Origin of the sequence: Gimesia fumaroli (assembly GCF_007754425.1) — a bacterium.
Classification (GTDB): Bacteria; Planctomycetota; Planctomycetia; order Planctomycetales; family Planctomycetaceae; genus Gimesia; species Gimesia fumaroli.
This window is the reverse complement of sequence record NZ_CP037452.1, coordinates 3,753,803-3,779,076: the sequence shown is the minus strand read 5'-3', so window position 1 is coordinate 3,779,076 and position 25,274 is coordinate 3,753,803. Positions and strand designations below refer to the sequence as shown.

The window sequence follows — 25,274 nt, the reverse complement described above, 5'->3', positions numbered from 1 at the left end:
CACCTCGCATGTTCGCTCGTTATCAAACGCCTTCGCAGTACATTCTATGGACATCATGAATGGTTTAAAGGACTTCATGAACGCTTCATAAGCGATCAAAGGGATGTAAATTCGGAACAGTACAAACTGAACTGGTCTCGAATTCTAATTTTGCTTACTATTTCGATGGTTCGAATCAAAGAATGTCCGCCCACCAAACGGAAAGGCTCCGGCATGCATCGTATTTGTCAGTATTTCCTGCTCTCCTCACTCGTATGGTCTATTGCCGACAATCTCGTATCTGCAGCAGAAACGCATCCTCTCACGATCGAGGAAATCAACCAGACCTGGAACCAGCGCCGCGAACGGCTGCAGGCGATGGAATTGAAACTCTCAGCCGATGTCACTTCCAATAAGCTCTCATTCATGAAATCCACATTCGATGATGAAGATGTATTGTTGACAGAAGCAGAAACACTTCGATACATGAAAGAAAAAATCACTTACCGAATGCAATATGCACTGCTGCTTGATTTACCTCGATTTCGCTGCCGGTTATGGGGACGCCGTCCTCTCCCTCAGTTAAAACAGATGTATAATCATGATCACACCAGGGTAACCGATGGCAAAACCGCAGTGAGTTCTTTTTTGTTTGAGGGAACTTCCCACATCACCATTCTCAATGATCCGAAATCACTGACGATCTCCCGCATTACGAATCTTGCCCCCTTGCGCTGGTCTCTACTGGCCGGGGATCCCATAGCTGGAACAACTCTCACCAGTTTCACTCCCCGTTCTCAGACGGAACAGATTCAGGGAATCGATTGTACGGTCTTGGAGAAATCAGACTCACGCGGACTCAAACGTTTGTGGGTGGCTCCCCGGGATCATGAGTGTGTCGTGATGAAATATGTACAACAAAGATCTGGTAAAACAGTCGTGGCTTATCAGTTTCAGTACGATCACAATGCCAACTTTGGCCGCATCCCCCAATCGTGGGACATCAAATGCTTTTATCAGAATCACCCACACTTTAGGTATGGCTGCAAAATCACAGTTGATTCCTTCAACTCAAAAGCAACCATCCCGTCAGAAGAGTTTGAGTTTGCGCTTCCCCTGGGGGCTCGTGTAACGGATTTACGTTTGCGGGATCCCAAAGGGGGAGAATTCAGTTTTGTCGTTCAACCTGATCAATAATATTTCTTAAAAAAGTGAGAAAAGTCTCACCATGCACACCAGAGCCGCCGTACTCTACGAAATGGAAAAACCGACTCCCTACGCCGAGACAAAACCGCTGGTTGTCGAAGAAGTCAAGCTCGCCGATCCCGGGCCGGGGGAAGTCCTCGTTGAAATGGCGGGCGCTGGTTTGTGTCATTCCGATCTCTCGACCATCGACGGCTCGCGTCCCCGCGTAATGCCGATGGTTATGGGACACGAAGCCAGCGGCATCGTCCGCGAAGTCGGCCCCGGGGTCCATGATTTAAAACCCGATGACCACGTCGTGTTCTCGTTCGTTCCCCTCTGTGGTCATTGTCTGCCCTGCGCCACCGGTCGTCCGGCGTTATGTGAACCCGGCGCCCAGGCCAACATCGCCGGCACCTTGCTCTCCGGCCGTCGTCCCTTCAGCAGTCTGTCCGGTCAGGAAATCAACCACCACCTCGGCGTCGCCGCCTTTGCCGAACACACGGTCGTTGCCCAGGAATCGCTGATCAAGATCGATTCGCAACTCCCCCTCAGCACCGCCGCCCTGTTTGGCTGCGCCGTGATGACCGGCGTCGGGGCCGTCGTCAATACCGCGAAAGTGGAACCCGGCTCCAGCGTCGCCGTCTTCGGTCTGGGTGGTGTCGGCTTAAGTACCATCATGGGTGCCCGCGCCGCCGGTGCCGAAACGATCTTCGCCATCGATCTGCTGCCCGAAAAACTCGAACACGCTGCGCAGGCAGGGGCAACACACCTGATTAACGCCGGTGAAGAAGACCCGGTGACCATGATCAAAGACATTACCAACGGCGTGGATTATGCCTTCGAAAGCGTGGGCAACGAACTGGTCCTGCAACAGGCCTACGCTGCTACCAAACGGGGCGGCACCACCATCACGATCGGGCTGCCGCATCCGAACAAAATGTTCTCGATCCCCGCCGTCAGTCTGGTCGCCGAAGAACGCACCATCAAAGGCTCCTACATGGGTTCGGCCGTTCCCCGTCGGGACCTGCCTCGATTCATCGCCATGTACGAAGCCGGTCTGCTCCCCGTCGATCAACTCCTCTCACGCACGATCCAACTCGACGAAATCAACGCCGCCTTCGACGCCCTCGCCACCGGTGCCGCAGTCCGGCAGGTCGTCACGTTTGAGAAATAAACAGGGAACGCCCTTCTAGATCAGTCAGTCGAATACGCGGGCGCAAGAATTTGCCACACCACCTCCGCCATATTCTGATGGCCTGCCTGCGAAAGATGAATACTGTCCAGCGTCGCACCTCCGCCAGCGATGATCGACAGAAACACCCGCTTCGGTACCAGTTTGACACCATGTTTCCGCGCCAGCGCACGCTGAATGCGGCCAAACTCATGATAAAACGGCGGCAGCGGCAGTTCCAGCATTACCAGCTGACGGCCCGGCGATGTCAGTTCGGATAACAGTGCATCCAGATTTTTTTCAAACTGCGCCGTCGTCGTCGAACCCAGAAGATCATTCCCGCCAATTTCCAGCAAAACCAGCGGCGATTCAATTTCGGTCTCCATCACCCGCTTCCGGGCTGCGCTAACCGTGTCCCCGACATGCGACAGGTCCTGCACCGCGATGCCGTGCGTCCGCTCCAGAATCCGCGGCCATGTTTCGGTCGCTTCATCTCCCAGACCGGCGGTCACCGAATCCCCAATCACCGTCAAACTGCGCGATGCGGCCGGCTTCACTCCCGGCGTCAGATGAGAAGGCACCTCCAGCAACAGACCAACAAGCCACACACCAATTACTGCATAAGCTGCCGCACGACGCGATTTCTTCACGAAACCGGAACAGAGCCAGACCAGCGTGACCACTCCCATAATCCCATACAACCACCAGGGCAGGGGAGTCGAAGAAACCGCCGCTGCGATCACTCCCAACAGGAACGAAAGCACCATCAACCGCCGTGCGAGGCGATGCTCACGCAACGACAACAGGGCCGCGAGGATGATCAACGCGACTCCCGTAAAGAAAGCCTGCCCCGAGGCAATGTGATAGACAATCGGATTCACTCGCGATTCCTAACTCTTGTAACCATATAAAGCCACTTTAGAAAGCGTTAACAAGTTTATCATTGATAGTCACACATCATCATCTCGCTGTAATGTACCATAATCTCGGCGGCGTACTAGGGTCGTTTCGACGAACTCTTGCTCATCCGATTTTGAAACGACTGTTTCCGCTCCCATTGGCACTGAAGCAATCAACGTCGAATTGATCACGCGGCGTTTGGATTCATCGGGAGTCCTTACCGTCGCCGTATGCAACGTGCCTTGCCAGACCGGTTTTTCCATCGAAAAGGGAGCGAAAGAATTATTGATACAGACAATCTGATAGTCGGTTTCAGAAAAGCAGGGGACCCGCGTCGTATAAGGGCGCAATATCTCGTATCCCGACTGAAACATCGGGTTATGCTTCGCCAGAAATTCTTGTGGCGTCAGCTCCATCTCAAATGCACATTTCGAGTAGTCAGAAATTTCAAACACACTCGCCACTTCGCTCGGCTCGTAACCCAGCATCAGAAAACATTCCTCAGGGCCACTATCCAGGTGCGGCTTCGTCGAAGTCTGCTGATCAAAGCGTCCCAGAGAAAGATAGTGGAATGTCTTTCCCGCGTCTGCTTCATGAATCGCCGCCATCTCCTGCTTGAGATCCACCATGATCCGTCGAAAGGTATGCGAATCGAGTGCCGACCCCAGATTCACCAGACAAAATCCCGGCTCGTGAAAATCGGTCCGACAAGTCCGTCGATAGACTTCCCGCGACAAAGCAGAAAGATCCAGAGATTCCGGATTCAGACAAATGGAATCCGCGGGCCATTCCAGGAAATCATCTTTCATCGCATTCTCTTTCTGTTCAATTTCGAGCAGCACGTTGAGCCACGCCTATCATATCACGATTTCACTCAAAAATGCCGCTCAGATTTACGAAATTCGAACTCAACTCCTATCTCATAGACCCAAGTCAGATTCAATGGTTCTGAAGCAGGGAAAAATTCTTCGAAAATAAGCAAAAGGGGTAGGCCCGAATGCAATTCGGGCCGAGCGCAGCGAGCAGGAGGTGACAGAATAACGACTCGATCCAGGAAAATCGGTCTTACAGCAATTGACTCCCATTGTAAAAATCGAGTTTCGCATGTTGTTACAAACCAGCAAGCATCATCCAAACCTCCTGTTGTCTATGACAACACCGAATTTCATTCGGTGCCACCCGAGGTCTATTTTACAATTCTATCACAACAAAAATTCGGCGCCCGGGGTGGCACTGGTGGCTTGCCACCAGTGAATGATCTATCGCTTTCCTAATCCGCAAAAAATCTAATCGTCACGCTCATCTATTCGTTTTTGTCTCTGTCCTGAAGATATTGACGATAGCTTTCTTCCCGATATCGTGTCACTTCATCCATGACCTCTTGAAAGGCCCCCTCACCAAAGGTCCGATCGATATACTCGCTCGTGATCTTGTTATACCCTCGCTCATAGGCGCGTTGCGATTCAGTTGAGATACATCCGACATGCTGTACGGTCACCTGGAATCGCTCTGCCATCAGGCGCGTAAGCAACTCCCCCCAGCTACCGCGGGTCCCCCAATACAATCGTGGACACCCCTGAGCAACATCCAGTTCACTCTGTCGTTTTCCCTGTTTATAAGCATCAGTCTCTGCTTCCATCGCGTTTTCTCCTTTTCTTTCAGTGACAACCGTAGCTACGCCTGCTAATATTTAAGTTACTTTATATATTAGCGTCCTCGTTCGAATTCCTTCCCCGTCAAGAGTGGGTCCATGCCGCAACTGTTTTGGAAACCGTTCACGCCATTACTACTAGTCTTCGGTCTGGCCGGCATGCTTTGCCCCCCGATATCGACCACAACGGCTGAGGAAAAAGCGAAACAGGAACGCATCGAATTCAATCGTGACATCCGTCCGATCCTCTCGGAAAAGTGTCTGCACTGTCACGGCCCCGATCCCGCCACCCGCGAAGCCGATCTGCAACTCGATGATCCGGCAGATGTAACAAAACCCCGCGACGGGTATACGATTATCAATCTCAAACAACCAGCCAGCAGCGAACTGCTCAAACGGCTGTTGACCACCGATGCCGACCTCAAAATGCCTCCCGTCGATTCGGGGAAAGAAATTTCTTCGCAGCAAATCGCACTCATCCAGCGCTGGATCGAACAGGGGGCCGAATACCAGCAACACTGGTCCTTCATCCCACCGCGCCGGTTGGAGCTTCCTGCAGTCAAAAAGCAAAGTTGGCCCCAGTCTCCCATCGACCGTTTTGTTCTCACCCGTCTGGAACGGGAAGGCCTCAAACCGTCACCCCGTGCCGACAAAGCCACACTTTGCCGCCGTCTTTCGCTCGATCTGACCGGCCTGCCACCGACACTCGCAGAGCTGGAACTATTTCTCAATGATGATTCGCCGAATGCGTATGAAAAACTGGTCGACCGTCTGCTCGCGTCCCCGCATTTTGGCGAGCACCGCGCCCGCTACTGGCTCGACGCCGCCCGCTACGCCGATACCAGCGGTTATTTCACCGACGACGAATGGCAAATGTGGCGCTGGCGGGACTGGGTCATCAACGCCTTCAACGACAACAAACCCTTCGATCAATTCACCATCGAACAACTGGCCGGCGATCTGCTGCCGAACCCGACGCAAGACCAGCTCATCGCCACCGGCTTCAATCGCAATCATATGACCACACAGGAAACCGGGATCATCGATGAAGAATACCGCGTTGAGTACGTCGTCGATCGTCTCGACACCACATCCACCGTCTGGATGGGCCTGACGATGGGCTGTGCCCGCTGTCACGATCACAAATACGATCCCATTTCCCAGAAAGAGTTCTATCAACTCTTCGCCTTCTTCAATAACACACCGGAAACCGGCAACACCAGAACCGCGGGCAACGCAAAGCCGCTTCTGAAAATCCCCTCAGAACAGTATCTCGCACGAGAACAACAGCTCAAAGATCAAGTGGCAGCGCTGGAGCAGCAACATAAACAACGCGAACAGGAACTGGCAAAACAGCAGCAGGAATGGGAACAACGCGTGCTCAATGACCTCACGCCTCCTGCACATGATCAGTTGCTGCTACATTACCCGCTCGACGATTTCATTCAAAACGAGGCTTTTAAACCAGTAGGTGAAGTCAAAACGATCCCCGCCTTCATCGGGAAGGGTGTGAAATTCGATGGCACCACGTTGCTCGAAAGCAGCGCGCCACTCGCACTGGATCGTGAGACGCCGTTTACCATCACCGCCTGGATCAACCCCGCATCCAGTGGGCCTTCCTGCCTGCTCTCTAAAAATGACGACCGCAATCAACTCCGCGGCTTCGACATTATGCTCCGCAAAGGAAAACTCGCTGTCCACCTGATTCACAAATGGAACAGCAACGCGATTCAGGTCGTCACCGACGAAATGATCAAAACCGGACAATGGCAACATCTGCTCGTCACTTATGACGGCTCATCCACCGCTGCGGGAATTCGCATCTATCTGAACGGCGCGCCGTTGACCACTTCCACAACCTATGACAGCTTGACCGGCAGCATCACGGTTGACGAACCATTCCGCATCGGCCGCCGCAGCACCAGTGCCTTTTATAAAGGATCGATTGATGACGTGCGAATATATCAGCGCACACTTTCAGCAGACCAGGCCCGCCAGCTTGCCGACTTTCAATTCCTGAGCAACACACTTTCCATCCCCGCTGAAAAACGAACCAATCAGCAACAACAGGCACTACGCAACTATTTCCTCAACACCGCCGCCCCTCAGGAATTTCGCACAGCAGAACGCGACCTGCAAACCATGCGCAGCAAACTTTCTGCACACCAGAAAAACATCCCCACCTCGATGATCATGCAGGAAAACGAAACACCCCGCGAGACCTTTGTCCTCCTGCGCGGCGTCTACAACAAGCACGGCGAACAGGTCACCCCCAGCGTTCCTGCCGCCTTGCCTGAGTTGCACGGTGATCTTCCCGCCAACCGACTCGGTTTCGCCCGCTGGCTGGTCAGCCTTCAACATCCACTGACAGCCCGCGTTTATGTGAACCGGCTCTGGCAACAGATGTTCGGCGTTGGTCTGGTCAAAACGGTCGGCGATTTCGGCTCACAGGGAGAATGGCCCAGCCATCCCGAACTGCTCGACTGGCTGGCCGTCGAATTCCAGGAAAGCGGCTGGGATGTGAAGCACCTCATCAAACAGATCGTCCTCTCCGCGACCTATCAGCAATCTTCCCGCGGCACCGACGAATTATTCGAACGCGATCCGGAAAACCGCCTTCTGGCCCGCGGCCCGCGGTTCCGCCTCGACGCCGAAACCGTCCGCGATAACGCACTCCAGATCAGCGGTCTGCTTGTCTTAAAGCAGGGGGGACCGAGTGTCAAACCGTATCAACCCGCCGGTCTCTGGGAAGCGGTCTCCTATGACGGCAACGTCACTTATCAACAGTCTACCGGCGACGGATTGTACCGCCGCAGTCTGTATACGTTCTGGAAACGTCAGAGTCCGCCCCCCGGTCTGATGGCTTTCGACGCCCCGACGCGCGAAACCTGCACGGTCAATCGCCCCCGGACGAACACGCCGCTCCAGGCACTGGTCTTGATGAATGACCCGACTTACCTCGAAGCCGCCCGCGTCCTCGCAAAACGAACGTTAAAAAAATATTCCACAGAACCCGAACGTATTCAGTTCGCGTTCCGCGCCACCACCAGCCGCACGCCCGACAAATTTGAACAGAACGTCCTAAACGAAATTTTAATTCAACAATTACATATGTTTCAAAACAATCCTGCAGCAGCCGAGAAACTGCTCCAGGTTGGCGATGCGTCTGTAGCTAAAACCATTTCCCCAGCTGAACTGGCGGCCTGGACGATTGTCACCAGCACGATTCTCAATATGGACGAAACCGTCACCAAACAGTAGTCAACGACCAGCAACAGGAATCCGCATGCAACTCGATCTGACCGCACTCCAACAGGAATTCACCCGCCGGCAGTTCTTCCGCCAGAACGCGACCGGCATCGGTGCTGCTGCGCTGGGCTCTCTGTTGAATCCCGGTCTCTTCGCCAATAAAACCCAGTCGAACAACGCTTCCACACAGCCGTCACATTTTCCGGGCAAAGCCAAGCGGGTGATCTATCTCTTCATGCACGGCGGCCCGTCGCAGATGGAACTCTTCGACTATAAACCCCGCCTGAAAGTGCTCAATTCGACGTCACTCCCTGATTCTGTTCGCGGCGATCAGCGGCTGACCGGCATGACGGCGAACCAGAAATCGTTCCCCATCGCCGCCCCCAATCAATTCCGCTTCCAGCAGCATGGCGAGAGCGGCACCTGGGTCAGCGACGCACTGCCACACTTTTCTAAAGTGATCGACGACGTCTGCGTGATCAAATCGATGCACACCGAAGCCATTAATCACGATCCCGCCGTCACGCTGATGCAGACCGGTCACCAGCAACCGGGCCGCCCCAGTTTCGGCGCCTGGTCGAGTTACGGCTTAGGCAGCGAAAACCAGAACTTGCCTGCGTTCGTCGTGCTCATCTCACACGGCAGTGCCTCCCGGCCCGCCGATCCCTTATACGCCCGCTTGTGGGGCACCGGTTTTCTGCCTTCGAATCATCAGGGGGTCAATTTCCGCAAGAGCGGCGACCCCGTGCTCTATCTCTCGAATCCGCCCGGTATCGACGCCGCCAGTCGCCGCCGCATGCTGGATGGGTTAAACCAGCTCAACCAGCGGCAGTTCGAAACGTACCGCGACCCCGAAATCCGCACCCGCATCAAGCAATACGAAATGGCGTATCGCATGCAGACCTCGGTTCCCGATCTGACCGACCTCTCTGCAGAGACCGACCAGACTTTTCAGTTGTACGGCGAAGCCTCCCACAAACCGGGCACGTACGCCGCGAATTGTCTGTTAGCCCGCCGAATGGCAGAGCGGGGCGTGCGGTTCATTCAACTCTACCACCGCGGCTGGGACCAGCATTATAACTTGCCCAGCGACCTCCGCCTGCAGTGCGGCGACATCGATCAACCCACCGCAGGCTTACTCACTGACCTCAAACAACGCGGCTTATTAGACGATACCCTGATTGTCTGGGGAGGCGAATTCGGTCGTACGATCTACAGCCAGGGTACCCTCACCAGCACCGATTACGGCCGCGACCATCATGGCCGCTGTTTCACGATGTGGCTGGCCGGCGGCGGCATTAAGCCGGGGCTTTCCTACGGAGCGACCGACGATTTCTGTTACAACATCGCCGAAAACCCGGTCCACATCCATGACTTGAATGCCACACTCCTGCATTGTATGGGCCTCAACCACGAACGCCTGATCTATAAACACCAGGGCCGCGACTACCGCCTGACCGACGTGCACGGGACCGTGATTGAGAAAATCCTCGCCTGAAAGATTTGCAAATCTGTATCTGCAAATGTAGGGGTCGCCCCATGTGTCGACCCCTGGTGTCGATGAGTTTTTTTGCAAGCGGTGGAATGATTGCTTTGCCCCAATCGAACGAGTATTCATTCACAAAACCTACAGGCGGGCTGACACATGGGTCAGCCCCTACGCATCATTAACCATTCTGTTGTGACCAATCAAGGACATTCCCTGACAGTTTCCCGTTGTCTCACGACAACACCGAATTGCATTCGGTGCTACCCGAAGGCTTTCTCAAAATCGATGTAATTCAATATAGGTCGCGATTTTCCGCACCAGTTTCTCCGCGGACTTCGTTTTCGCGACCACAATGTAACCTGACCAGAAATCCCATTCCAGGCCGATGACTTTTCTCTGGAGCCGGAACTCCTGAAACAGTTCATCCGGGCCAACCACCAGTTCCCCCACGGGTTCCAGCTGAAACTGATTCACAACGATTTGTGTAATCTTTTGATACGAGTCGGCTTCGATCTGAAAAAATTCAACCGTCAGTCGCTGGCTGGCATCCCGGTGTTTATGCATGGAGATTCTCTGGAATAATTCTGATTTTCTCAGGTCAAATTACCAGTCCGGATGCGTCTCATGAAGCCAAACGTGAACAATGTGATCTCGTTGCGTTTCCAGATTCTGGTCTTCCACGGGAAATTGTCCAATTTTTACAGGAGGGCTGCCTGCGACAATACAGAAGACCCCCATCACCAGATATGGTAACACAATATAGAAAAACAAGTCCGCCCAGTATAAATCCCCCATCAGCATTCCAGTAATCCAGATGAGCGCTGGAAAATAATGCACAATTTTCAATAACGTAGGAGTCCCTTGCATCTGTGCCGCTGCCAGGTTTTTTAACTTCTGGATATCATCCTCATTTCGAAACCGGGGGATTTCATTTTTAAATCTGAGGTATTGAGAATGTAAGTAAATCAGATACGGCATCACCAGAACAATGGGAGCCAACATGCCCCCGATCATTATTTCACGCATCAACGACTCCACTAAGCATTTTCAAAAGTTGAGAAGGGTTTACCTAATCGGCTTAAAAAACCATAAAATTACTCAGGCTCAATCACCACCGCGGTACCATAACATAGGACTTCGGTCGCCGAGCCTTTGCTGACGACTTCCGAGGCATCGTAACGCAAGCCCACAATCGCATTCGCCCCCAGTTCCCGAGCGTGCTCCAACAGTAAATCATAGGCCTGCTGCCGCGCCTGCTCGCACATCTGGGTGTAGGCACCAATCCGACCTCCCACAATATTTTTCAAGCCACCCATAAATCCCTGTGCGATCGTGGGTGCCCGCACAATGATCCCGCGGACCACTCCCTTGTACTCTTTGATCTGGTAGCCCTCAATTGTAAACGTCGTCGTAACCGGCATGCTCATGGGGGTTCTTTCTGATTCAGACTTTTATTTCAAGCTAACAAATCCAAGGTCACATTTTAGTGATCGAGCTTATCTAAGTACTCTTGAGATGCTGATGCCACCTGGTTGAATGTAACCTCGAATGGTTTCTCATTGATTTTGACTAATTCGTTTCGCTTGAGCCATTCCAACCCTTTCTCGGCAGACTGAAATAGTCCCCCTTTTGACTGGTAGGCACGCTCAATACTTTCGAGAAAACCAGAAGTGAGCCGGATTTGATTCTCATTACAAGTAATCACGCCATGCTGTGCCAGTTTTGTCAACGCCGTTGAGAGTTCTTGCTCTGTGGGAATGGCATGATTAAGTGCATCCGCTGCGCCAATAATGTCACTGAGTGCGCCGTCCGTTTTTTGGTTCGCTGCATAAACTGACATCAAGATCCAGCCATCGGTCCAGGTCCAAATCTGACTCATGATTCTGATTCCTCATTAGCTTTAGGCGGGAAACGTATCGTGTTGATATACTCGCGCATGATTGGTGGCAGTTTAATTATTTCGTCGGATACCATAAAGCTAACATGCCACCATTCACCATCCCGATCAATGTAGAGATCATAGATAGATTGTGCCGGATCATCGAATGAACCTTTACTTGTGACGATCAATCTTTCATAAGCTGGAAATCCCTGAATATTGACCTGTTTAAATTCCGAGAGATCTTCATTTTCATGTGGAGATGAGTCTATCCAAATAGAAAGATAAGATGGACGTCGCCGAAGTCTACATCGAGGCCAAATAAGCAACGAGTGGAATTTTGCCCACTCCTTACCATGCTTAATTTCCCAATTTGGCGGTAAAATTATAGATGGCCGTGCGGGATAGGTGAATCGATTTTCCTCACGCGGTGCTGTCACGGGAATCATTCTACCATTTGGTCCGTTGGGATCACGTATCTGCATCAATGCAGGAACCAGAACTGCGATCAATATCACACTGATCAACACGACCACCAGAAATTCGATCTTCGTGAACCCGTTTGACTTCATCACGATAAACAGCTTTCTGTTCTACATTGAATGATGTTTCCGATTTAGACATAAAAAGCTCACCGTGAAAATATCTGCCGTTTCCAGAAAGGCCAGGCTGTATTGAGGATCCCTGCGACCGTTAGTGCAATCGTCGTATGCAGAAAGAGAAAGAAGACTTTCCAGATCAATGGCTGGCCCCCGAAATACACGATCACGAGGGGGAAATCGTAGCGGGAATTCGAAAGCATTGCGTCTGTATCAAAAGAACAGAGCGGGATCATACAAATCAGGCCAAATACCAGACTGAACCAGAACCAGAACAGGGGAATGCGAACGTTGCCCAGTGATGCCAGAACCATCCCTGCCAGGACTGCGCTCCACATGACCAGTTCATGCGACTGTTGCAGCCGAAAAAAACCGCTGATAAACGAGCCCATCACATAACCGGCAGTACAACCAGTGATCAGACGCAGCAGAAAAAACACCGCTGATTTGAATTTCGGAGTCGGTTTATCTTTCTCAACACCCATGCTTTCGTCTCCTGGATCAGGCAGCTATCCCTGAGAAAGGGCTCAGACTTCTTCTCAAAAGACGAAATCGATGAAAACAATACCCCCCCAATAACATCAGCAGCGCAAAGGGAATGAGTAAGGAACAACGGAATGACCAGACGAAAGAGTCGTTGTCAAATCGAATGAAGTTGAAGTCGATTCCAGGTATATCCATCCCATAAACTCTGGTCGCAGTCGGCTCCAACAATGTGGAATTTTTTACAGATTCGATCATCTCCAGATTTGCCACGTGATCGCAGAAAGTCACAGCTCCCTGACGCGTAAAAGTTTGAACAATGGCACGTTGTTTACCGAACGAAAGCCCCAACATCTCTGAATCTGACAACAACGAAACAGACCAGAAAAGCAGGCAAACCAGTGAAAATACAATACAAAACAGACTGCACCACTCAAGAAAGACGCGTTTCATAAGTCACCTCGTCTGTGCTACTTTCACTTGATTTATCCTACCCAACGGAAACAGCGTATATCCTATCAGAAACTGAACATAGGATCAAAGGGATTCTTTCAGAGAAGAAAACGGTTCAGACCGCGTTCTCCCTCATAAAAAGCCATCATCTGTATTTAAAATACTATAAACCGCCCTTAGTTTACATTGTCACCAATATCATATATGATCGGCGAGACTGAAATCCGACCGAGGGACACCGATGCAGATTTTGACACTTACTAATTACATCAAAGCCGATCTGATATCCCGGTTGTCGCGCGCCGAGTTGCCGCCGGAATCGTTGACGCTGGCTGCGCTCTCGGATCATTACCAGGTAAGTGTCACCCCCATTTATCATGCCATCAATGAGCTGATCGAAGCGGGCTATCTCTACCGCGAAAAGAACCGGCGGTTGTACGTTAATCAGGACAAGATTGGCGACGCTCAGACCGCGGCTCAGTCTCATCAACCCGCACCACCCGAAGATCATTTCAAACGGATCACCGACGACCTGCTCGCGATGAGCCTGAACGGGGAATCGCTGTTTCTGCGCGAAGCAGCTTCCGCGAAGAAATACGGCATCAGCCGCACCAGTCTGCGGAACATATTCAATCGGCTGGCCGGCGATGGCGTGCTGGAACATGTGCCGCGGCGGGGCTGGAAGCTGCGGTCCTTCAATCAGCATGATCTCGACGCCTTTATCGAAGTCCGTGTCGGCCTGGAACTGAAGGCCCTTGATCTGGCAAAGGGGCGTCTAGACAGACAGGTGCTGGAAAAGATTCTCGCCGGAAATCAGGTGCCGGAAACTGTTGAGGAACCGCTGCAGATCGATAACAGCCTGCACGAATATCTGATCAAACAATCGGACAATTATTACATCATCAGCTTCTTCGATCGGCATGGCCGTTATTTTGATCTGCTGTTTCTCTGGGAATCGAATGATCGAAAAGCCGCGATCCAGGAGATCCAGCAGCATCAGCGCATCCTGAACGCACTGCTGAATGAAGACTGGAAGCTGGCCCGCAAAGAACTCGAACTGCATCTGCGCAGCAATCACCCGGTGCTCTCGCAATTGAAACGCTGAAGTCGTTTATTCTTCTTTCTGATGCGTCACGGTAACTGTGCTGCTGATGCCACCGCGAGGCGTGAACTCGGCTCGCAATTCGATCCAGCGGGGATCGGTGACAGCGACCAGATCATCCAGAATGCGGTTGGTCACGTCTTCATAAAACGCACCGACGTTGCGGTAGCTCTGTAGATACATTTTCAACGACTTGAGTTCGAAACAGACCGCATCCGGAATATAGGTGATGATCAATGTACCGAAATCAGGCTGGCCCGTCTTGGGACAGACAGAGGTGAACTCCGGGCAGACCGTTTCCATGACGTAATCACGGTTCGGGTGTGGGTTCTCAAACGTTTCCAGCAGATCGCGGGGAGATTCGGTTTCGCTCATGGTCGTATGTTTCTGTTTCAATTAGCGGTGCGTGACAAACTTGTGACCGTGTTCTATAAGGATTCCGCGGCCCGTTCAAGCACCAGCACGACAATTTGCCTCAAAACAGATCAAATCTTGATAAAGATTCGCTGCAGATACATCCACAGACAGATCAGCCACAGCACAAACAGGACCGTCGCGGAAATCGCGATCGGAGCGTAAGGACAATCCGTGCTGAACAGCGAGCCCGCCACCGACCAGCCCGTCGCTTCATCCAAGGTTGTCAAATGAATCTTGAGCGATTTCTGAACCCAGGGTCGAATCAACTGGGCCATACAGTACATGGCAATCGAATTCATGCCGACCACGACAAACGGAAAGGCCCACTTCTTATAGCCTTTGACGTCAATGATCCAGTAGAAGACCGCCAGGAACCAGAAGGCCCAGCCCGCACTGAAGATGGCCCAGCCGGGAGACCAGATCCGTTTGACTATCGGCACCAGATGCCATTCCCACTGTTCGATATTCACTGGCCAGATCGATGTATCAAGCAGCATGGATATCACAAAGCAGACGAGTCCCGCCTGCAGCAGCCATTTGACTTTCATCTTCTCCATGCGATTCGAAATCAGGAGTTGCCCCGCCATTAGACCAAACAGCATCGTCGCAATCGACGGAATGAAGTTCAGCGTCTGATAGCCGCCGTTATTCACCCAGAATTTCTGATCCCGGAACGGTTCTTCATAACGGGGGAATTGATTCAGTAATTGACGATCAACGGCGGCCGCCGCGTTGGTGTGTTTATTCCAGGCACTGCCAATCCCTTCAAACTGTGACCATTCGGCTGCGTCTTTGTGTTTGACTTCCGTGAGATAGGCTTTCACCGCCGCCAGTTCCTCTTCAACGGGCATGTACTGATAGAAAAAGAACCAGTAGCCGCCCAGAATCGTGACCACGCCGATGAGTTGCGTTACAAACGAACGGTTCACATAAAAGAAGACCACCAGATACCCCAGGCCGATCTGGCACAAGACATTCGCAAACGTAAAGTTGGTCTGTGGGCTGTATTGGGACGACAAAAAGACGCCCAATGCCACCAGCAGCACGGCCCGAAAGATCGCATGCCCCCAGATGCGGAGTGTGGAGTCACCCTTTTCTTTCCGTTTTCGGACCGAGAAGGGCATCGAGACGCCGACCATGAACATGAATGACGGTTGAATGAGATCCCAGAACGCGGTCCCCGTCCATTCCACATGACTCAGTTGATAGGACAATGTCTGCCAGAGGGTTTTCCACGACGATTCCCACTGCGTCCCGTTATATTGATCGAGAATTTCCGGTGAATTGCGCATCGCGCTCGCAATCGCCAGACCGCCGGACGCCATTGCCAGCATCACAAATCCGCGATAGGCGTCCAGTGAAACCAACCGCTGGTTCGAGTTTGGCTTCTTTTTCTGTTCCTGTTTTTCCCCCGTTTCCAGGGGAGGCGTGATCGGTTTTTCAGGGATCTTCTGCAACGGGATCGTTTCCGGATTTTGCGAGCTTGAATCGGGAGTATTTTGCGACATCTGATTTACCGATGATGAAAGAAAAGCTAAGGTATCAAAAGAAACATGCCTGCTGTGGGCACGAAAAGCCTGCTGTTATGGTACTCTGTTTGCGTTTCAGAGTAAAACACCAATCAAAGTCGATTTATCTATATTTTTTCGGGAATGCGTTCATGACAATTCTGGTGACGGGGGGAGCAGGTTATATCGGCTCCCATTGTGTGCGGCAGCTGATCGACTCCGGGCAGAAGGTCTGTGTGATCGATAATCTCTCCCGCGGCCATCGCTGTGCCGTCCCGGCGCAAGCGTCCTTTTTTCAACTCGATCTGCTTGAGACCGAAGCGTTGACCGACATTATGAAGTCCCAGCGGATCGAAAAAGTGATCCACTTCGCGGCCCTCGCTTATGTCGGGGAATCGGTGGCCGAACCGCTGCCGTACTACACCAACAATACAGCTGGCACGATTTCACTGTTACGCGCCATGCGGCAGTCTCGGGTTAGTCAGATCGTTTTCAGTTCATCCTGTGCCACGTATGGCATCCCCGTACAGATTCCGGTCACCGAAGCGAGTCCACAGCGTCCCATCAATCCTTATGGCTGGTCAAAGCTGTTCATAGAACAAATCCTCAAAGACTGTGCACACAGCTATCCCAACTTCAGTTTCATCGGCCTGCGTTACTTTAACGTCGCCGGCTGCAGTGAAGATGGCTCACTGGGTGAAGATCACCGTCCCGAAACACATCTGATTCCCAACTGCCTGAATACCGCACTTGGAAAACAGACGCAGGTCACCGTTCTGGGTAACGATTATCCCACTGCCGACGGCACCTGTATTCGTGATTATATTCACGTCGACGATATCTGTGCCGCGCATCTATTGGCGCTCGATGCACTCACCACGGAGTCACAGAAGTTTTATAACATCGGCCTCGGCAATGGTTTTTCAGTGCTCGACGTAATTAAGACAGCAGAGCAGGTGACCGGCGTAGAAATTCCGATTGAGTATCAACCCCGTCGTCCCGGCGATCCACCGGTATTAGCGGCTTCGAACGAAAAAATCACTCGCGAACTCGGCTGGTCTCCGAAATACACATCCCTGGAAGCGATCATTCAAACCGCCTGGAACTGGTTTCGTGATCATCCGCAAGGTTATCAAACTGAGACATCAGATTGACACGTTCCTGTATCATATTGCCGAAAAAATAACGGCAGGTTACACCCAAGCATAACCTGCCGCGATCAGCAGTTTCAGACAGCGGTTGCCGTCCGTTCTTCTTTACGACTCGATAGACTCGTCTCCACAACAGGAGTTCCCGCAAACACAAACGCCTGTTGCTCAGTGGTATCACCAGTCTGTTCTTGTTCAAATCGTACAACAACCCGTTGCTGCTCGAAAGAAAGCATTAACGTGGTTCCTTTTTCCAGAGACTGCGAGTTAATCACATCGGCAATCACCGGCGTGACATATCGCTCAATCGTCCGTCGCAAGAACCGCGCTCCGAAATACGGGTCGTAACCTTTTCGCGCCAACCAGTCCAGAATCGCCCGGTCGGGTTGAATGGTTAGCTTATGACGTTTCAAACCAATCCGATCCTGTAGCAGACGCAATTCACAGGCGGCAATTTTCCGAATATCGCTAGCAATCAACGCATGGAAATAGACAATCTCATCGAACCGATTCAAAAACTCGAATCGAAAATGATCGACAAGCTGACGGTGAACCGCCAGTTCCATTTCCTGACGGGAAGCAGCACCTTCAGAAAATCCGATCAGGCTTTTCCGATACAGTTCCGCACCCGCATTCGTCGTGGCGATGATTACCGTAGAACGGCAGGAGACCGACTCTCCTGTTCCATTGATGAAACAACCTTCATCGATCAACTGCATGAAACGATCCAGCACCGAAGGGGCACATTTTTCGAATTCATCCAGCAACAATACCGTAAACGACTGGCCCTGCAGACGCTGTGTCAGCAATCCCTGTCGCTTGGATAATGCGTATTCATCCGGATCGCCAAACAATAACCCCGCCGAATGTTCCGACTGAAAATCCGCCATATTCAGTCGCACCATGCTTTCGGACCGTCCCAGTAAGTACTCAGACAGCTTCTGCGCAATGTGCGTTTTTCCCACACCGGTGGGACCGGTAAACAGGAACGCCCCTAAAGGACGGCGAATATCACTCAACCCCGCTTTGACCGTACCAATCATCCGCACCACGGCATCTACCGCCTGATCCTGGCCCAATACAACCCGCGCAAACTGTTCGCGCACCTGCACCAGATCCAGTTTCTGCCTCGGATCGATTAACGACAGAGGCACCTTATAAACCTGATGAAACCGGTTGATCACATCCTGGCTATTCACTTTCCGCGCTTTGCTGCGCACGACCTGAACCTGTTTCAACAGATCCAAGACCTTGCGAGGCATGTTCAGTCGCGAAAGAAACCGGTGTGTCAACAGCAGCGCTTCATCCTGAGCCGATTCAGTAATCTTTACCCGCTCAGTCTGTAACTGACACTGTGACCATTGACGGACAATTGTCCGCGCCGTTGCTAAATCGGGTTCTTCCACCTTGAGCGCGACAAAGTGACTCTCCAGTTCCGGATAGTTTTCAAACATCGCTTCCACACTGTTCCGATTTCCCTCGGCCAGTAACGGTCGCTCTGTCTGATAGGCGTACGCTTGCAGCAATGGTTGCAGATAGTAATCGTTCATGATTTCCGCATCAGCGAAGAAGGGAACGATTTTTTCATCCGTCTCCAGCAGCAGCTCCAGCAGCTTCTGAAATTCGCCCCGCAGTTGATCTTCTTTTTTCAGGCTTGCCAACACCCGACGAAAAGAAAGTTTCAAAATGCGCGTTTCTTTCAAAATCTCCGGTCCTTCACCGGCGACGGACAGTGCCACCAGTTTCTGGAACACAGACGATTTCCCCACACCCGACCCACCATACAGAATGGGAAAGCGGCCTGCATTCAGCACGTCACTCACATCAGAGACCAGATCGTCCATCAGAAAGACGGGAGAGAGTGTTCCCGTCTCCGCTTCTTTGGTCAGATCCCGTTCCCGCCATTGCTTGAGAACGGTCTGCAGATTTTTTGTCTGTTTCGACATCAAAGTTCTCCTCGGTTCCGGTCTCCTGATGAATAATTGATAAAACTTCTTCAGCCCAGAAAACCAGACCGCTGAAAAAGATACGAGTTCCCTGATTGACGAACTTCTCACAATCGGGGTTCGCCTGGCCGCCTTGAATTCTTCAAAAATAGCAACATTCTCGCCTGAATTCTGCGATTCACTACTTACAGATGAACTGCGAATTGAGAGAAAACCGTCCTGATTGCTGACAACAGTCTCGGGCACTGGTACAATAATTAGCATTGTTAATGAACGACTCTCCTCAGTATCCCACCACCAAATCCAACAGGGCCAAATACAACAGGATTAACGATGACTCAGAAACCCCACCAAATATTAGTTCTCGCTCTAACATTAATCGCACTCTTGATTCAAACAGGCGGCTCTCAAGCAGCAAATCCTGTTCAGGACCGCCGCAAGGTCATTGGCACGACAGCAGCAGATGAGCGTCTGTCTGACTATTTCCATCACCACACCATGCGACTGGCCAATCGCAGTCTGAAGAACATTAAAGATCTTAAGACGTGGGAACAGAAACGAGTTCAATATCGCAAACAGCTCTTCGAAATGCTGGGGCTTTCGCCACTCCCACCGAAAACCGATTTAAAACCAGAGATCACCAACAGCCTCACCAGCGACGGCTTCATTGTCGAAAACATCACGTTTCAGTCACGTCCCGGTCTGTATGTGACCGGAAACTTGTACCGTCCGCTCAAGCAAGAAGGGAAAGTCCCCGCAATTCTGTATGTTTGCGGTCACGGCGGGGTCAAGAAAAACGGCATCATCTACGGCAACAAGGTGCACTACCAGCATCACGGAGAATGGTTCGCACGCAACGGTTATGTCTGTCTCACGATTGATACATTGCAACTGGGCGAAATCGAAGGCCTGCATCATGGTACCTACCGCGAAGGAATGTGGTGGTGGCTTTCACGCGGTTACACACCGGCCGGCGTGGAAGCCTGGAACTGCATTCGAGCGTTGGATTATCTGCAGTCCCGTCCTGAAGTGGATGGAGGCAAACTGGGTGTCACCGGTCGCTCGGGTGGCGGTGCTTACAGCTGGTGGATTGCCGCGCTCGACGAACGTATCAAAGCCGCCGTCCCGGTTGCCGGCATTACCAATCTTAAAAATCATGTGATCGACGGAGCCGTAGAAGGGCACTGCGATTGTATGTTTATGGTTAACACCTACCAGTGGGATTACGCCCAGGTCGCTGCACTCGTTGCACCAAGGCCGCTTTTGATTTCCAATACCGACAAAGACAGCATCTTTCCGCTGGATGGCGTGGTCGACGTGTATAATAAAACAATGAAAATATACGAACTGTATGGCGTGCCGGAAAATCTGGGCCTGCAGATCACAGAAGGGCCGCACAAAGATACGCAGGAACTGCGAATCCATGCCTTCCGCTGGTTCAACCACTTCCTTAAAGGCGACGATTCATTGATCGAGATGGCAGCGACGAAGTTCCACACGCCAGAAGAACTCAAAGTCTTCAAAACGCTGCCGGAAGACCAGAAAAACGCCAAAATCCAGGAAACCTTCGTCAAACAGGCGAAAGCCAAAGTCCCCGAAGATTCCGCCCAGTGGCATCAGATGCGGGAACAATGGAAAGATCAGCTAATGAAGAAATCGTTCCGAGGCTGGCTTAAGAAAAACGATTCGAAAACCAAAACAAAAATAGAAACGGCAACCAGAGACGGCCTCACGCTGCAAACCATTTCGTTTGACAGTCAGAAACATGTTCCCTTGAAACTGTTTGTCGTGATGCCCGAAACCACCAAAATGCCCCAGCAGGTTGAATTAGCCGTCTTGAATCAATCAGAATGGGACACCTGGCTGAAAGAATTAGCGTCTGTGTTTCCCGGAATGGAATCTACAACGCCGCTTTCTGCCCAAGGCGAGAAACTGTTTCAGGAACTCCGTAAAAACGTACTGGAAAACCAGACAGCCATCGCTTATTTCACTCCCCGTGGCGTGGGACTGGATGCCTGGAACCCGGCTGAGCGCAAGCAGACCCAAATCCGACGACGTTTTTATCTGCTTGGTCAATCATTAGAAGGCATGCAAATCTGGGACGTCCGCCGGGCGATTCAGGAACTGCAGGCCCAACCGGAATTTTCAAAATCAGATCTGAGGCTGACGGGTACCGGCCAGGCAGCCGCAGTCTGTCTGTATGCTTCTCTGTTTGAAAAGAACATCAGCGAACTCGACCTGACCGGCATGCCGGCGTCTCATCAGAATGGTCCCGCATTGTTGAATGTTCTCCGTTTCCTGGATCTGCCGCAGGCACTCGCGATGGCTGCCAGCCGGTCACGGGTGAAATTGAATCAAGCGAACCCCAAAGACTGGGCCTATACGTCACAAGTCGGCCAGAAGATGGGTTGGGACGAAAAACAACTCCAGATCAGGAAGTAATCAACCGAATCCACAAACGAGCCGACATCGGCTTCTGCTCCAGCGTTTGCTCATTCTCGTCGTTCAGCTATAATCAAAGCAGGTTCCCGGTCAGTCTACCGGGGCCGTCTGCGATATACGACTTTCCTTTATTATTGAACAAGGTGACCCGACGTGAACCGTCCTCCACATACTTCTGCGCCTCAACCTGATCCGACTCCCAACATGACCGAAGGCTGGCACTGCCTGCATTTGTACTACCGCGTTGATCAGGGAATCCTGAATCAAATCGACCAAAGCACACGTGCCGCCGGCCGCGAAGAACTTGCTGCTATTCTTGATCCAGAGCACGATAACGCCCCCATTCGCATCCAGACGTCCATTGTTTCCGGCCATAAAGCCGATCTGCAGGTGTTGATCATGGACACTGATCCGATCAAGATCGACAGCATTCAACAGGCCATCCGCTCTTGCGGCCTTGGCCCCGCACTCATTCCCACTTATTCGTTTGTTTCGATTACCGAAATTTCTGAGTACGTGCCGACTCTGGATCAGTATGCCGCCAAATTGAAGCAGGAAGGCACCGATCCGGAAAGCCCCGCGTTTCAAGCCAAACTCAAAGCCTACGAAGGGCGTCTGCCTGCGATGAATCAACAGCGGATCTACCCGGAATTCCCGGACTTTCCCGTCTGTACGTTCTACCCGATGAATAAATCACGCGTCCCGGGTGCGAACTGGTATATGGAGCAGTTCAGCAATCGATACAGCATGATGGCCGAGCACGGTTTGAGCGGCATGAAGTTCGCCGGTCGCGTCGTCCAGGTGATCACCGCTTCAACGGGCTTTGATGACTGGGAATGGGGCGTCACCTTATGGGGCAGGGCACCAGAGCCGATCAAAGAAATCGTTTACACCATGCGATTTGATAAAGCGTCGGCCAAGTATGCGGAATTCGGACCGTTCTATTTGAGCTATATCATGTCCCCACAAGAAGCAATCGCCCATCTCAAACTCTGATCGTTCGAGAAGGGCGATTTTTTGCTCATTCAATTTATTAAAAACGCGATCGCTTAGCGGCGAAAGCGGTAATCGGTGTTCTTGTCACTGAATTCCGTTGTTGCCAGTTCTGATTTCAGATTGATATCAGTGAAAGAGTAGGATTCAATCAGAGTTTTCTCATCCAGTTCTTCGGCCGAGGCACTGGCCAGACCATCTTCTGGCCAGCCAAAGCCGCGAACAAAAATCGGCAGACAGGTTTTGTGATCGATATAGATCACTGACTTACGATAGGATGGTGACTCTTTGGCGTTCGCGAAATGGGCAATGAAACAGTAGCAGTCTTTGCCGTCAAACTTCTGATTCGGCAGCATCACACATTCGGTATTGAGATTTTCATCGAGATCCTTTTTGCGAAAATCGATGATTGTTTCCGCCAGCGCTTTAATGCCAGCCTTGGTGATCGGATAGCGAGACTCCTGCATGGCCAGTGAGCCGTGAGGGTCCAGTTTCAAGGTTGGCATCAAGCGACCTTTCAGCCCTCCCATTTTCACCAGCATCTTTTCTTCGTTCTGCCCATCGACATATAACAGTTCCTGGCCTTTATCGCCGACAACCCATTTCATATACACGCTGAAGGGTTTGTGGCGACATTTGAAGTTGATCACCTGATTTTCTGTTAATGAACCGCCGACATATTCCTGCTTTGAAAACGTTGCGGTGTAATCGGGAACGGTCTCTAGATAACGGCAACCTTTTTCCAGCAGCAACATATTCATCAACAATGCCATTCGGCCAGTTAAGGTACCGTTCTGCTGAGGCGTTTGTGACGTTGCGGAATTCGCTTTGTCACCGGGCTTAGGCTGCGACAATTCCGTCGGCTTATAGGCGATGACCGGAATGGGAACCGGCTTTGTCGCAACAATTGCCATATCATTGGGGTCGGCGTCGGCAGGAGAGGGGTCATAACTGAAATACAGAATCCCGATGGCTGCGGAAAAGATCGCGGACGCCAGCATATTTGAAAAATGGTGTTGTGATCTAATTTTTAGCATGCGCATCATGCGGTACCGTTCCTTTTCGATAAGAAAATGCAAGGCACCGTCTTGTCTGAAGTGAATCCTGATAACAGAATCCATTCATCCGTGAAAAGACGTAAACCGGGCTTGCCCGTCGTGGTGATATGATGTGGCCAGCACACGAAAATCCCTTGGTGCGTCTGACGGATGTTTGTTTCCATATAATTAATTTGCTCTCATCTATCTGAAACGGAACGATCGGCGATCGAACGTTCCCACCTTTTTCAAACACGGAGAACAATTGGCTCACTGAGTTTTATTGATCAATCCAATACGTTTTTCTAATTCAACCTCACTGTTGAATAGGTATTGTGAAAAATTCAGGGTAGCTATGACTAAAAATTCGTCATTTCCATTAGCCCGAAATGAGAGAATCTGATGCCAGCTTTTAATCAGATCACTTCTCATTTCGATCCGGGTTCAGATTAGATCAAACCCGCATTCTCAACCTATTTTGCCAGATCGTAATTTTCCCAGTCTTCAATGAGATGTCTCCCCGGAAATCCACTCCAGACGAGAGATCTCCCGTCTTGGTTTTCTTTTTCTAAGCCACTTTTCTATAATTACTTAAGATGAATACCTTCAGAACGAGGCGTGAAAACATCGGTCACCTTTGATTTGAAACTGCGTAAAATGACCATTCTTCCAACAGAAAAGGGCAGCAAAATGGCTTTCGATCGGCGCTCCTTCCTCCAATACTCCAGTGCTGCCCTGTTCAGCGGCGCACTGACACAATTTGCCTCCGCGGGGGCCTCCTCACAAAGAAAAATGAAATTGGATCTCTCCTGTGGACGAATCGGCGTCCGCGCCGATCAAAAACAGGCCATAGATTACGCACACAAATACGGCTTCGAAGCAGTGGTCCCCGATGCCGGATATCTGGGAAAACTCTCTGACAATGAGTTGGCCGACCTCAAAGCCGACATGAAATCGAAAAACCTGGTTTTCAGTGCCGCTGGTATGCCTGTTGATTTTCGGAATGACGAATCGAAATTTCAACAGGGGCTCAAAGCACTTCCCGCGTCTTCAGCCGCATTGCAACGGGCGGGTGTCACACGCACCGGAACCTGGCTGATGCCCACCCATGCCGAGCTCACTTATAACGCCAATTTTAAGCGACATGCACGTCGGCTGAAAGAAGTCACACGGATCCTCGCCGATCACGGCCTGCGTTTTGGTATGGAATATGTCGGCCCAAAAACACTCTGGTCGAGCAAAAAATTTCCCTTCATTCACACCATGCCGGAAACGAAAGAGCTGATCGCCGCAATCGATGTGAAAGGTGTCGGACTGATACTCGACAGCTGGCACTGGTACACCGCTCATGAGACCAAAGATGATTTACTCACGCTCACCAATGACGATATCGTTGCCGTCGATTTGAACGACGCACCTGCGAGACTGGAAATCGACGAACAGATCGATCAGAAACGGGAACTGCCTATGGCGACCGGCGTGATTAACCTCGACACATTTTTAAACACGCTCAACAGCATCGGCTATGATGGTCCCGTTCGGGCGGAACCCTTCAATGCGGCTCTGAGAAAGCTGCCCGCAGACCAGGCAGTAGCTGCGACATCGACCGCGATGAAGAAAGCATTCGCGTTAATCAATTAAGC

At 51.5% G+C, this 25,274-nt stretch carries 23 protein-coding genes; 9 read left to right on the top strand and 14 right to left on the bottom strand.

Annotated elements, in window-relative coordinates; all coding sequences use genetic code 11:
- The first annotated feature begins 213 nt into the window (after positions 1–213).
- Both Enr17x_RS14495 and Enr17x_RS14490 read left to right on the top strand, forming a co-directional pair.
- Positions 214–1,176, top strand: coding sequence for a hypothetical protein (locus tag Enr17x_RS14495; RefSeq protein ID WP_145309873.1), 963 nt, complete (start codon positions 214–216; stop codon positions 1,174–1,176).
- Between the two features lie 31 nt (positions 1,177–1,207).
- Positions 1,208–2,338 (top strand): zinc-dependent alcohol dehydrogenase family protein, encoded by a 1,131-nt coding sequence (locus Enr17x_RS14490; RefSeq protein ID WP_145309871.1) that lies wholly within the window; start codon positions 1,208–1,210, stop codon positions 2,336–2,338.
- Between the two features lie 20 nt (positions 2,339–2,358).
- Here Enr17x_RS14490 and Enr17x_RS14485 read toward each other — a convergent pair whose 3' ends face one another.
- The 3 genes from Enr17x_RS14485 to Enr17x_RS14475 all read right to left on the bottom strand — a co-directional run bounded on the left by Enr17x_RS14485 (position 2,359) and on the right by Enr17x_RS14475 (position 4,874).
- Positions 2,359–3,216 (bottom strand): SGNH/GDSL hydrolase family protein, encoded by an 858-nt coding sequence (locus Enr17x_RS14485; protein ID WP_145309869.1) that lies wholly within the window; start codon positions 3,214–3,216, stop codon positions 2,359–2,361.
- Positions 3,217–3,285: 69 nt separating this feature from the next.
- Entirely contained in the window at positions 3,286–4,044 is a 759-nt protein-coding gene (locus Enr17x_RS14480; protein WP_145309867.1) for a cupin domain-containing protein, read from the bottom strand.
- Positions 4,045–4,538: 494 nt separating this feature from the next.
- The gene (locus Enr17x_RS14475) at positions 4,539–4,874 is read right to left on the bottom strand and encodes a hypothetical protein (RefSeq protein ID WP_145309865.1); all 336 of its coding nucleotides are present in this window, start codon (positions 4,872–4,874) and stop codon (positions 4,539–4,541) included.
- A gap of 111 nt (positions 4,875–4,985) precedes the next feature.
- On the opposite strand from Enr17x_RS14475, the gene Enr17x_RS14470 reads away from it, so the two are divergent.
- Complete coding sequence (locus Enr17x_RS14470) at positions 4,986–8,147, top strand: DUF1553 domain-containing protein (RefSeq protein WP_198001159.1); 3,162 nt, start codon at positions 4,986–4,988, stop codon at positions 8,145–8,147.
- 25 nt (positions 8,148–8,172) lie between these two features.
- Positions 8,173–9,633 (top strand): DUF1501 domain-containing protein, encoded by a 1,461-nt coding sequence (locus Enr17x_RS14465; protein WP_145314025.1) that lies wholly within the window; start codon positions 8,173–8,175, stop codon positions 9,631–9,633.
- 267 nt (positions 9,634–9,900) lie between these two features.
- Here the strand turns inward: Enr17x_RS14465 and Enr17x_RS14460 are convergent, their stop codons facing one another.
- The 7 genes from Enr17x_RS14460 to Enr17x_RS14435 form a co-directional block, all read right to left on the bottom strand.
- The gene (locus Enr17x_RS14460; protein ID WP_145309864.1) at positions 9,901–10,188 is read right to left on the bottom strand and encodes a hypothetical protein; all 288 of its coding nucleotides are present in this window, start codon (positions 10,186–10,188) and stop codon (positions 9,901–9,903) included.
- 39 nt (positions 10,189–10,227) lie between these two features.
- Complete coding sequence (locus tag Enr17x_RS14455; protein ID WP_145309862.1) at positions 10,228–10,650, bottom strand: hypothetical protein; 423 nt, start codon at positions 10,648–10,650, stop codon at positions 10,228–10,230.
- A gap of 68 nt (positions 10,651–10,718) precedes the next feature.
- Positions 10,719–11,051 carry a YbjQ family protein gene (locus Enr17x_RS14450; protein WP_145309860.1) on the bottom strand — a complete coding sequence of 111 codons (333 nt, stop codon included), beginning with the start codon at positions 11,049–11,051 and terminating at the stop codon, positions 10,719–10,721.
- A gap of 56 nt (positions 11,052–11,107) precedes the next feature.
- Complete coding sequence (locus tag Enr17x_RS14445) at positions 11,108–11,503, bottom strand: hypothetical protein (RefSeq protein ID WP_145309858.1); 396 nt, start codon at positions 11,501–11,503, stop codon at positions 11,108–11,110.
- Positions 11,500–11,988 carry a hypothetical protein gene (locus tag Enr17x_RS14440; protein ID WP_145309856.1) on the bottom strand — a complete coding sequence of 163 codons (489 nt, stop codon included), beginning with the start codon at positions 11,986–11,988 and terminating at the stop codon, positions 11,500–11,502. The genes Enr17x_RS14445 and Enr17x_RS14440 overlap by 4 nt, the downstream gene beginning before the upstream one ends.
- Positions 11,975–12,127, bottom strand: coding sequence for a hypothetical protein (locus Enr17x_RS29615; RefSeq protein WP_198001158.1), 153 nt, complete (start codon positions 12,125–12,127; stop codon positions 11,975–11,977). Before Enr17x_RS29615 ends, Enr17x_RS14440 begins: the two co-directional genes overlap by 14 nt.
- Before the next feature lie 7 nt (positions 12,128–12,134).
- The gene (locus Enr17x_RS14435) at positions 12,135–12,587 is read right to left on the bottom strand and encodes a hypothetical protein (RefSeq protein ID WP_145309854.1); all 453 of its coding nucleotides are present in this window, start codon (positions 12,585–12,587) and stop codon (positions 12,135–12,137) included.
- A gap of 692 nt (positions 12,588–13,279) precedes the next feature.
- On the opposite strand from Enr17x_RS14435, the gene Enr17x_RS14430 reads away from it, so the two are divergent.
- A complete protein-coding gene (locus Enr17x_RS14430; protein ID WP_232101055.1) occupies positions 13,280–14,143 on the top strand; it encodes a GntR family transcriptional regulator in 864 nt (287 codons plus the stop codon).
- Between the two features lie 6 nt (positions 14,144–14,149).
- Here Enr17x_RS14430 and queF read toward each other — a convergent pair whose 3' ends face one another.
- Together queF and Enr17x_RS14420 are read right to left on the bottom strand one after the other, a co-directional pair.
- Positions 14,150–14,515 carry a preQ(1) synthase gene (queF, locus tag Enr17x_RS14425; protein WP_145309852.1) on the bottom strand — a complete coding sequence of 122 codons (366 nt, stop codon included), beginning with the start codon at positions 14,513–14,515 and terminating at the stop codon, positions 14,150–14,152.
- A gap of 110 nt (positions 14,516–14,625) precedes the next feature.
- Positions 14,626–16,065: an acyltransferase family protein gene (locus tag Enr17x_RS14420; protein ID WP_145309850.1), complete on the bottom strand. Its 1,440-nt coding sequence runs from the start codon at positions 16,063–16,065 to the stop codon at positions 14,626–14,628.
- A 152-nt stretch (positions 16,066–16,217) separates the two neighbouring features.
- Between Enr17x_RS14420 and galE the strand changes: the two genes are divergently transcribed.
- The gene (gene galE, locus Enr17x_RS14415) at positions 16,218–17,219 is read left to right on the top strand and encodes a UDP-glucose 4-epimerase GalE (protein ID WP_145309848.1); all 1,002 of its coding nucleotides are present in this window, start codon (positions 16,218–16,220) and stop codon (positions 17,217–17,219) included.
- A gap of 74 nt (positions 17,220–17,293) precedes the next feature.
- Here the strand turns inward: galE and Enr17x_RS14410 are convergent, their stop codons facing one another.
- Positions 17,294–19,159 (bottom strand): AAA family ATPase, encoded by a 1,866-nt coding sequence (locus Enr17x_RS14410; RefSeq protein ID WP_198001157.1) that lies wholly within the window; start codon positions 19,157–19,159, stop codon positions 17,294–17,296.
- A gap of 333 nt (positions 19,160–19,492) precedes the next feature.
- On the opposite strand from Enr17x_RS14410, the gene Enr17x_RS14405 reads away from it, so the two are divergent.
- On the top strand, positions 19,493–21,601 hold the full coding sequence (locus tag Enr17x_RS14405) for an alpha/beta hydrolase family protein (protein WP_145309844.1): 2,109 nt from the start codon (positions 19,493–19,495) through the stop codon (positions 21,599–21,601).
- A gap of 153 nt (positions 21,602–21,754) precedes the next feature.
- Positions 21,755–22,597 carry a hydrogen peroxide-dependent heme synthase gene (gene hemQ, locus Enr17x_RS14400; protein WP_232101054.1) on the top strand — a complete coding sequence of 281 codons (843 nt, stop codon included), beginning with the start codon at positions 21,755–21,757 and terminating at the stop codon, positions 22,595–22,597.
- Positions 22,598–22,650: 53 nt separating this feature from the next.
- On the opposite strand, the gene Enr17x_RS14395 is transcribed toward hemQ, so the two are convergent.
- On the bottom strand, positions 22,651–23,640 hold the full coding sequence (locus Enr17x_RS14395; protein ID WP_198001156.1) for a DUF1571 domain-containing protein: 990 nt from the start codon (positions 23,638–23,640) through the stop codon (positions 22,651–22,653).
- Positions 23,641–24,321: 681 nt separating this feature from the next.
- Between Enr17x_RS14395 and Enr17x_RS14390 the strand changes: the two genes are divergently transcribed.
- A complete protein-coding gene (locus Enr17x_RS14390; RefSeq protein ID WP_145309840.1) occupies positions 24,322–25,272 on the top strand; it encodes a sugar phosphate isomerase/epimerase family protein in 951 nt (316 codons plus the stop codon).
- The last annotated feature ends 2 nt before the right edge of the window (positions 25,273–25,274 follow it).

Coding starts and splice junctions, on each gene's coding strand:
- Enr17x_RS14495 (WP_145309873.1), top strand. CDS start 214: ATGCATCGTATTTGTCAGTATTTCCTGCTCTCCTCACTCGTATGGTCT.
- Enr17x_RS14490 (WP_145309871.1), top strand. CDS start 1,208: ATGCACACCAGAGCCGCCGTACTCTACGAAATGGAAAAACCGACTCCC.
- Enr17x_RS14480 (WP_145309867.1), bottom strand. CDS start 4,044: ATGAAAGATGATTTCCTGGAATGGCCCGCGGATTCCATTTGTCTGAAT.
- Enr17x_RS14475 (WP_145309865.1), bottom strand. CDS start 4,874: ATGGAAGCAGAGACTGATGCTTATAAACAGGGAAAACGACAGAGTGAA.
- Enr17x_RS14470 (WP_198001159.1), top strand. CDS start 4,986: ATGCCGCAACTGTTTTGGAAACCGTTCACGCCATTACTACTAGTCTTC.
- Enr17x_RS14465 (WP_145314025.1), top strand. CDS start 8,173: ATGCAACTCGATCTGACCGCACTCCAACAGGAATTCACCCGCCGGCAG.
- Enr17x_RS14460 (WP_145309864.1), bottom strand. CDS start 10,188: ATGCATAAACACCGGGATGCCAGCCAGCGACTGACGGTTGAATTTTTT.
- Enr17x_RS14455 (WP_145309862.1), bottom strand. CDS start 10,650: ATGCGTGAAATAATGATCGGGGGCATGTTGGCTCCCATTGTTCTGGTG.
- Enr17x_RS14450 (WP_145309860.1), bottom strand. CDS start 11,051: ATGAGCATGCCGGTTACGACGACGTTTACAATTGAGGGCTACCAGATC.
- Enr17x_RS14445 (WP_145309858.1), bottom strand. CDS start 11,503: ATGAGTCAGATTTGGACCTGGACCGATGGCTGGATCTTGATGTCAGTT.
- Enr17x_RS14440 (WP_145309856.1), bottom strand. CDS start 11,988: ATGCAGATACGTGATCCCAACGGACCAAATGGTAGAATGATTCCCGTG.
- Enr17x_RS29615 (WP_198001158.1), bottom strand. CDS start 12,127: ATGTCTAAATCGGAAACATCATTCAATGTAGAACAGAAAGCTGTTTAT.
- Enr17x_RS14435 (WP_145309854.1), bottom strand. CDS start 12,587: ATGGGTGTTGAGAAAGATAAACCGACTCCGAAATTCAAATCAGCGGTG.
- Enr17x_RS14430 (WP_232101055.1), top strand. CDS start 13,280: ATGCAGATTTTGACACTTACTAATTACATCAAAGCCGATCTGATATCC.
- queF (WP_145309852.1), bottom strand. CDS start 14,515: ATGAGCGAAACCGAATCTCCCCGCGATCTGCTGGAAACGTTTGAGAAC.
- Enr17x_RS14420 (WP_145309850.1), bottom strand. CDS start 16,065: ATGTCGCAAAATACTCCCGATTCAAGCTCGCAAAATCCGGAAACGATC.
- galE (WP_145309848.1), top strand. CDS start 16,218: ATGACAATTCTGGTGACGGGGGGAGCAGGTTATATCGGCTCCCATTGT.
- Enr17x_RS14410 (WP_198001157.1), bottom strand. CDS start 19,159: ATGTCGAAACAGACAAAAAATCTGCAGACCGTTCTCAAGCAATGGCGG.
- Enr17x_RS14405 (WP_145309844.1), top strand. CDS start 19,493: ATGACTCAGAAACCCCACCAAATATTAGTTCTCGCTCTAACATTAATC.
- Enr17x_RS14395 (WP_198001156.1), bottom strand. CDS start 23,640: ATGATGCGCATGCTAAAAATTAGATCACAACACCATTTTTCAAATATG.
- Enr17x_RS14390 (WP_145309840.1), top strand. CDS start 24,322: ATGGCTTTCGATCGGCGCTCCTTCCTCCAATACTCCAGTGCTGCCCTG.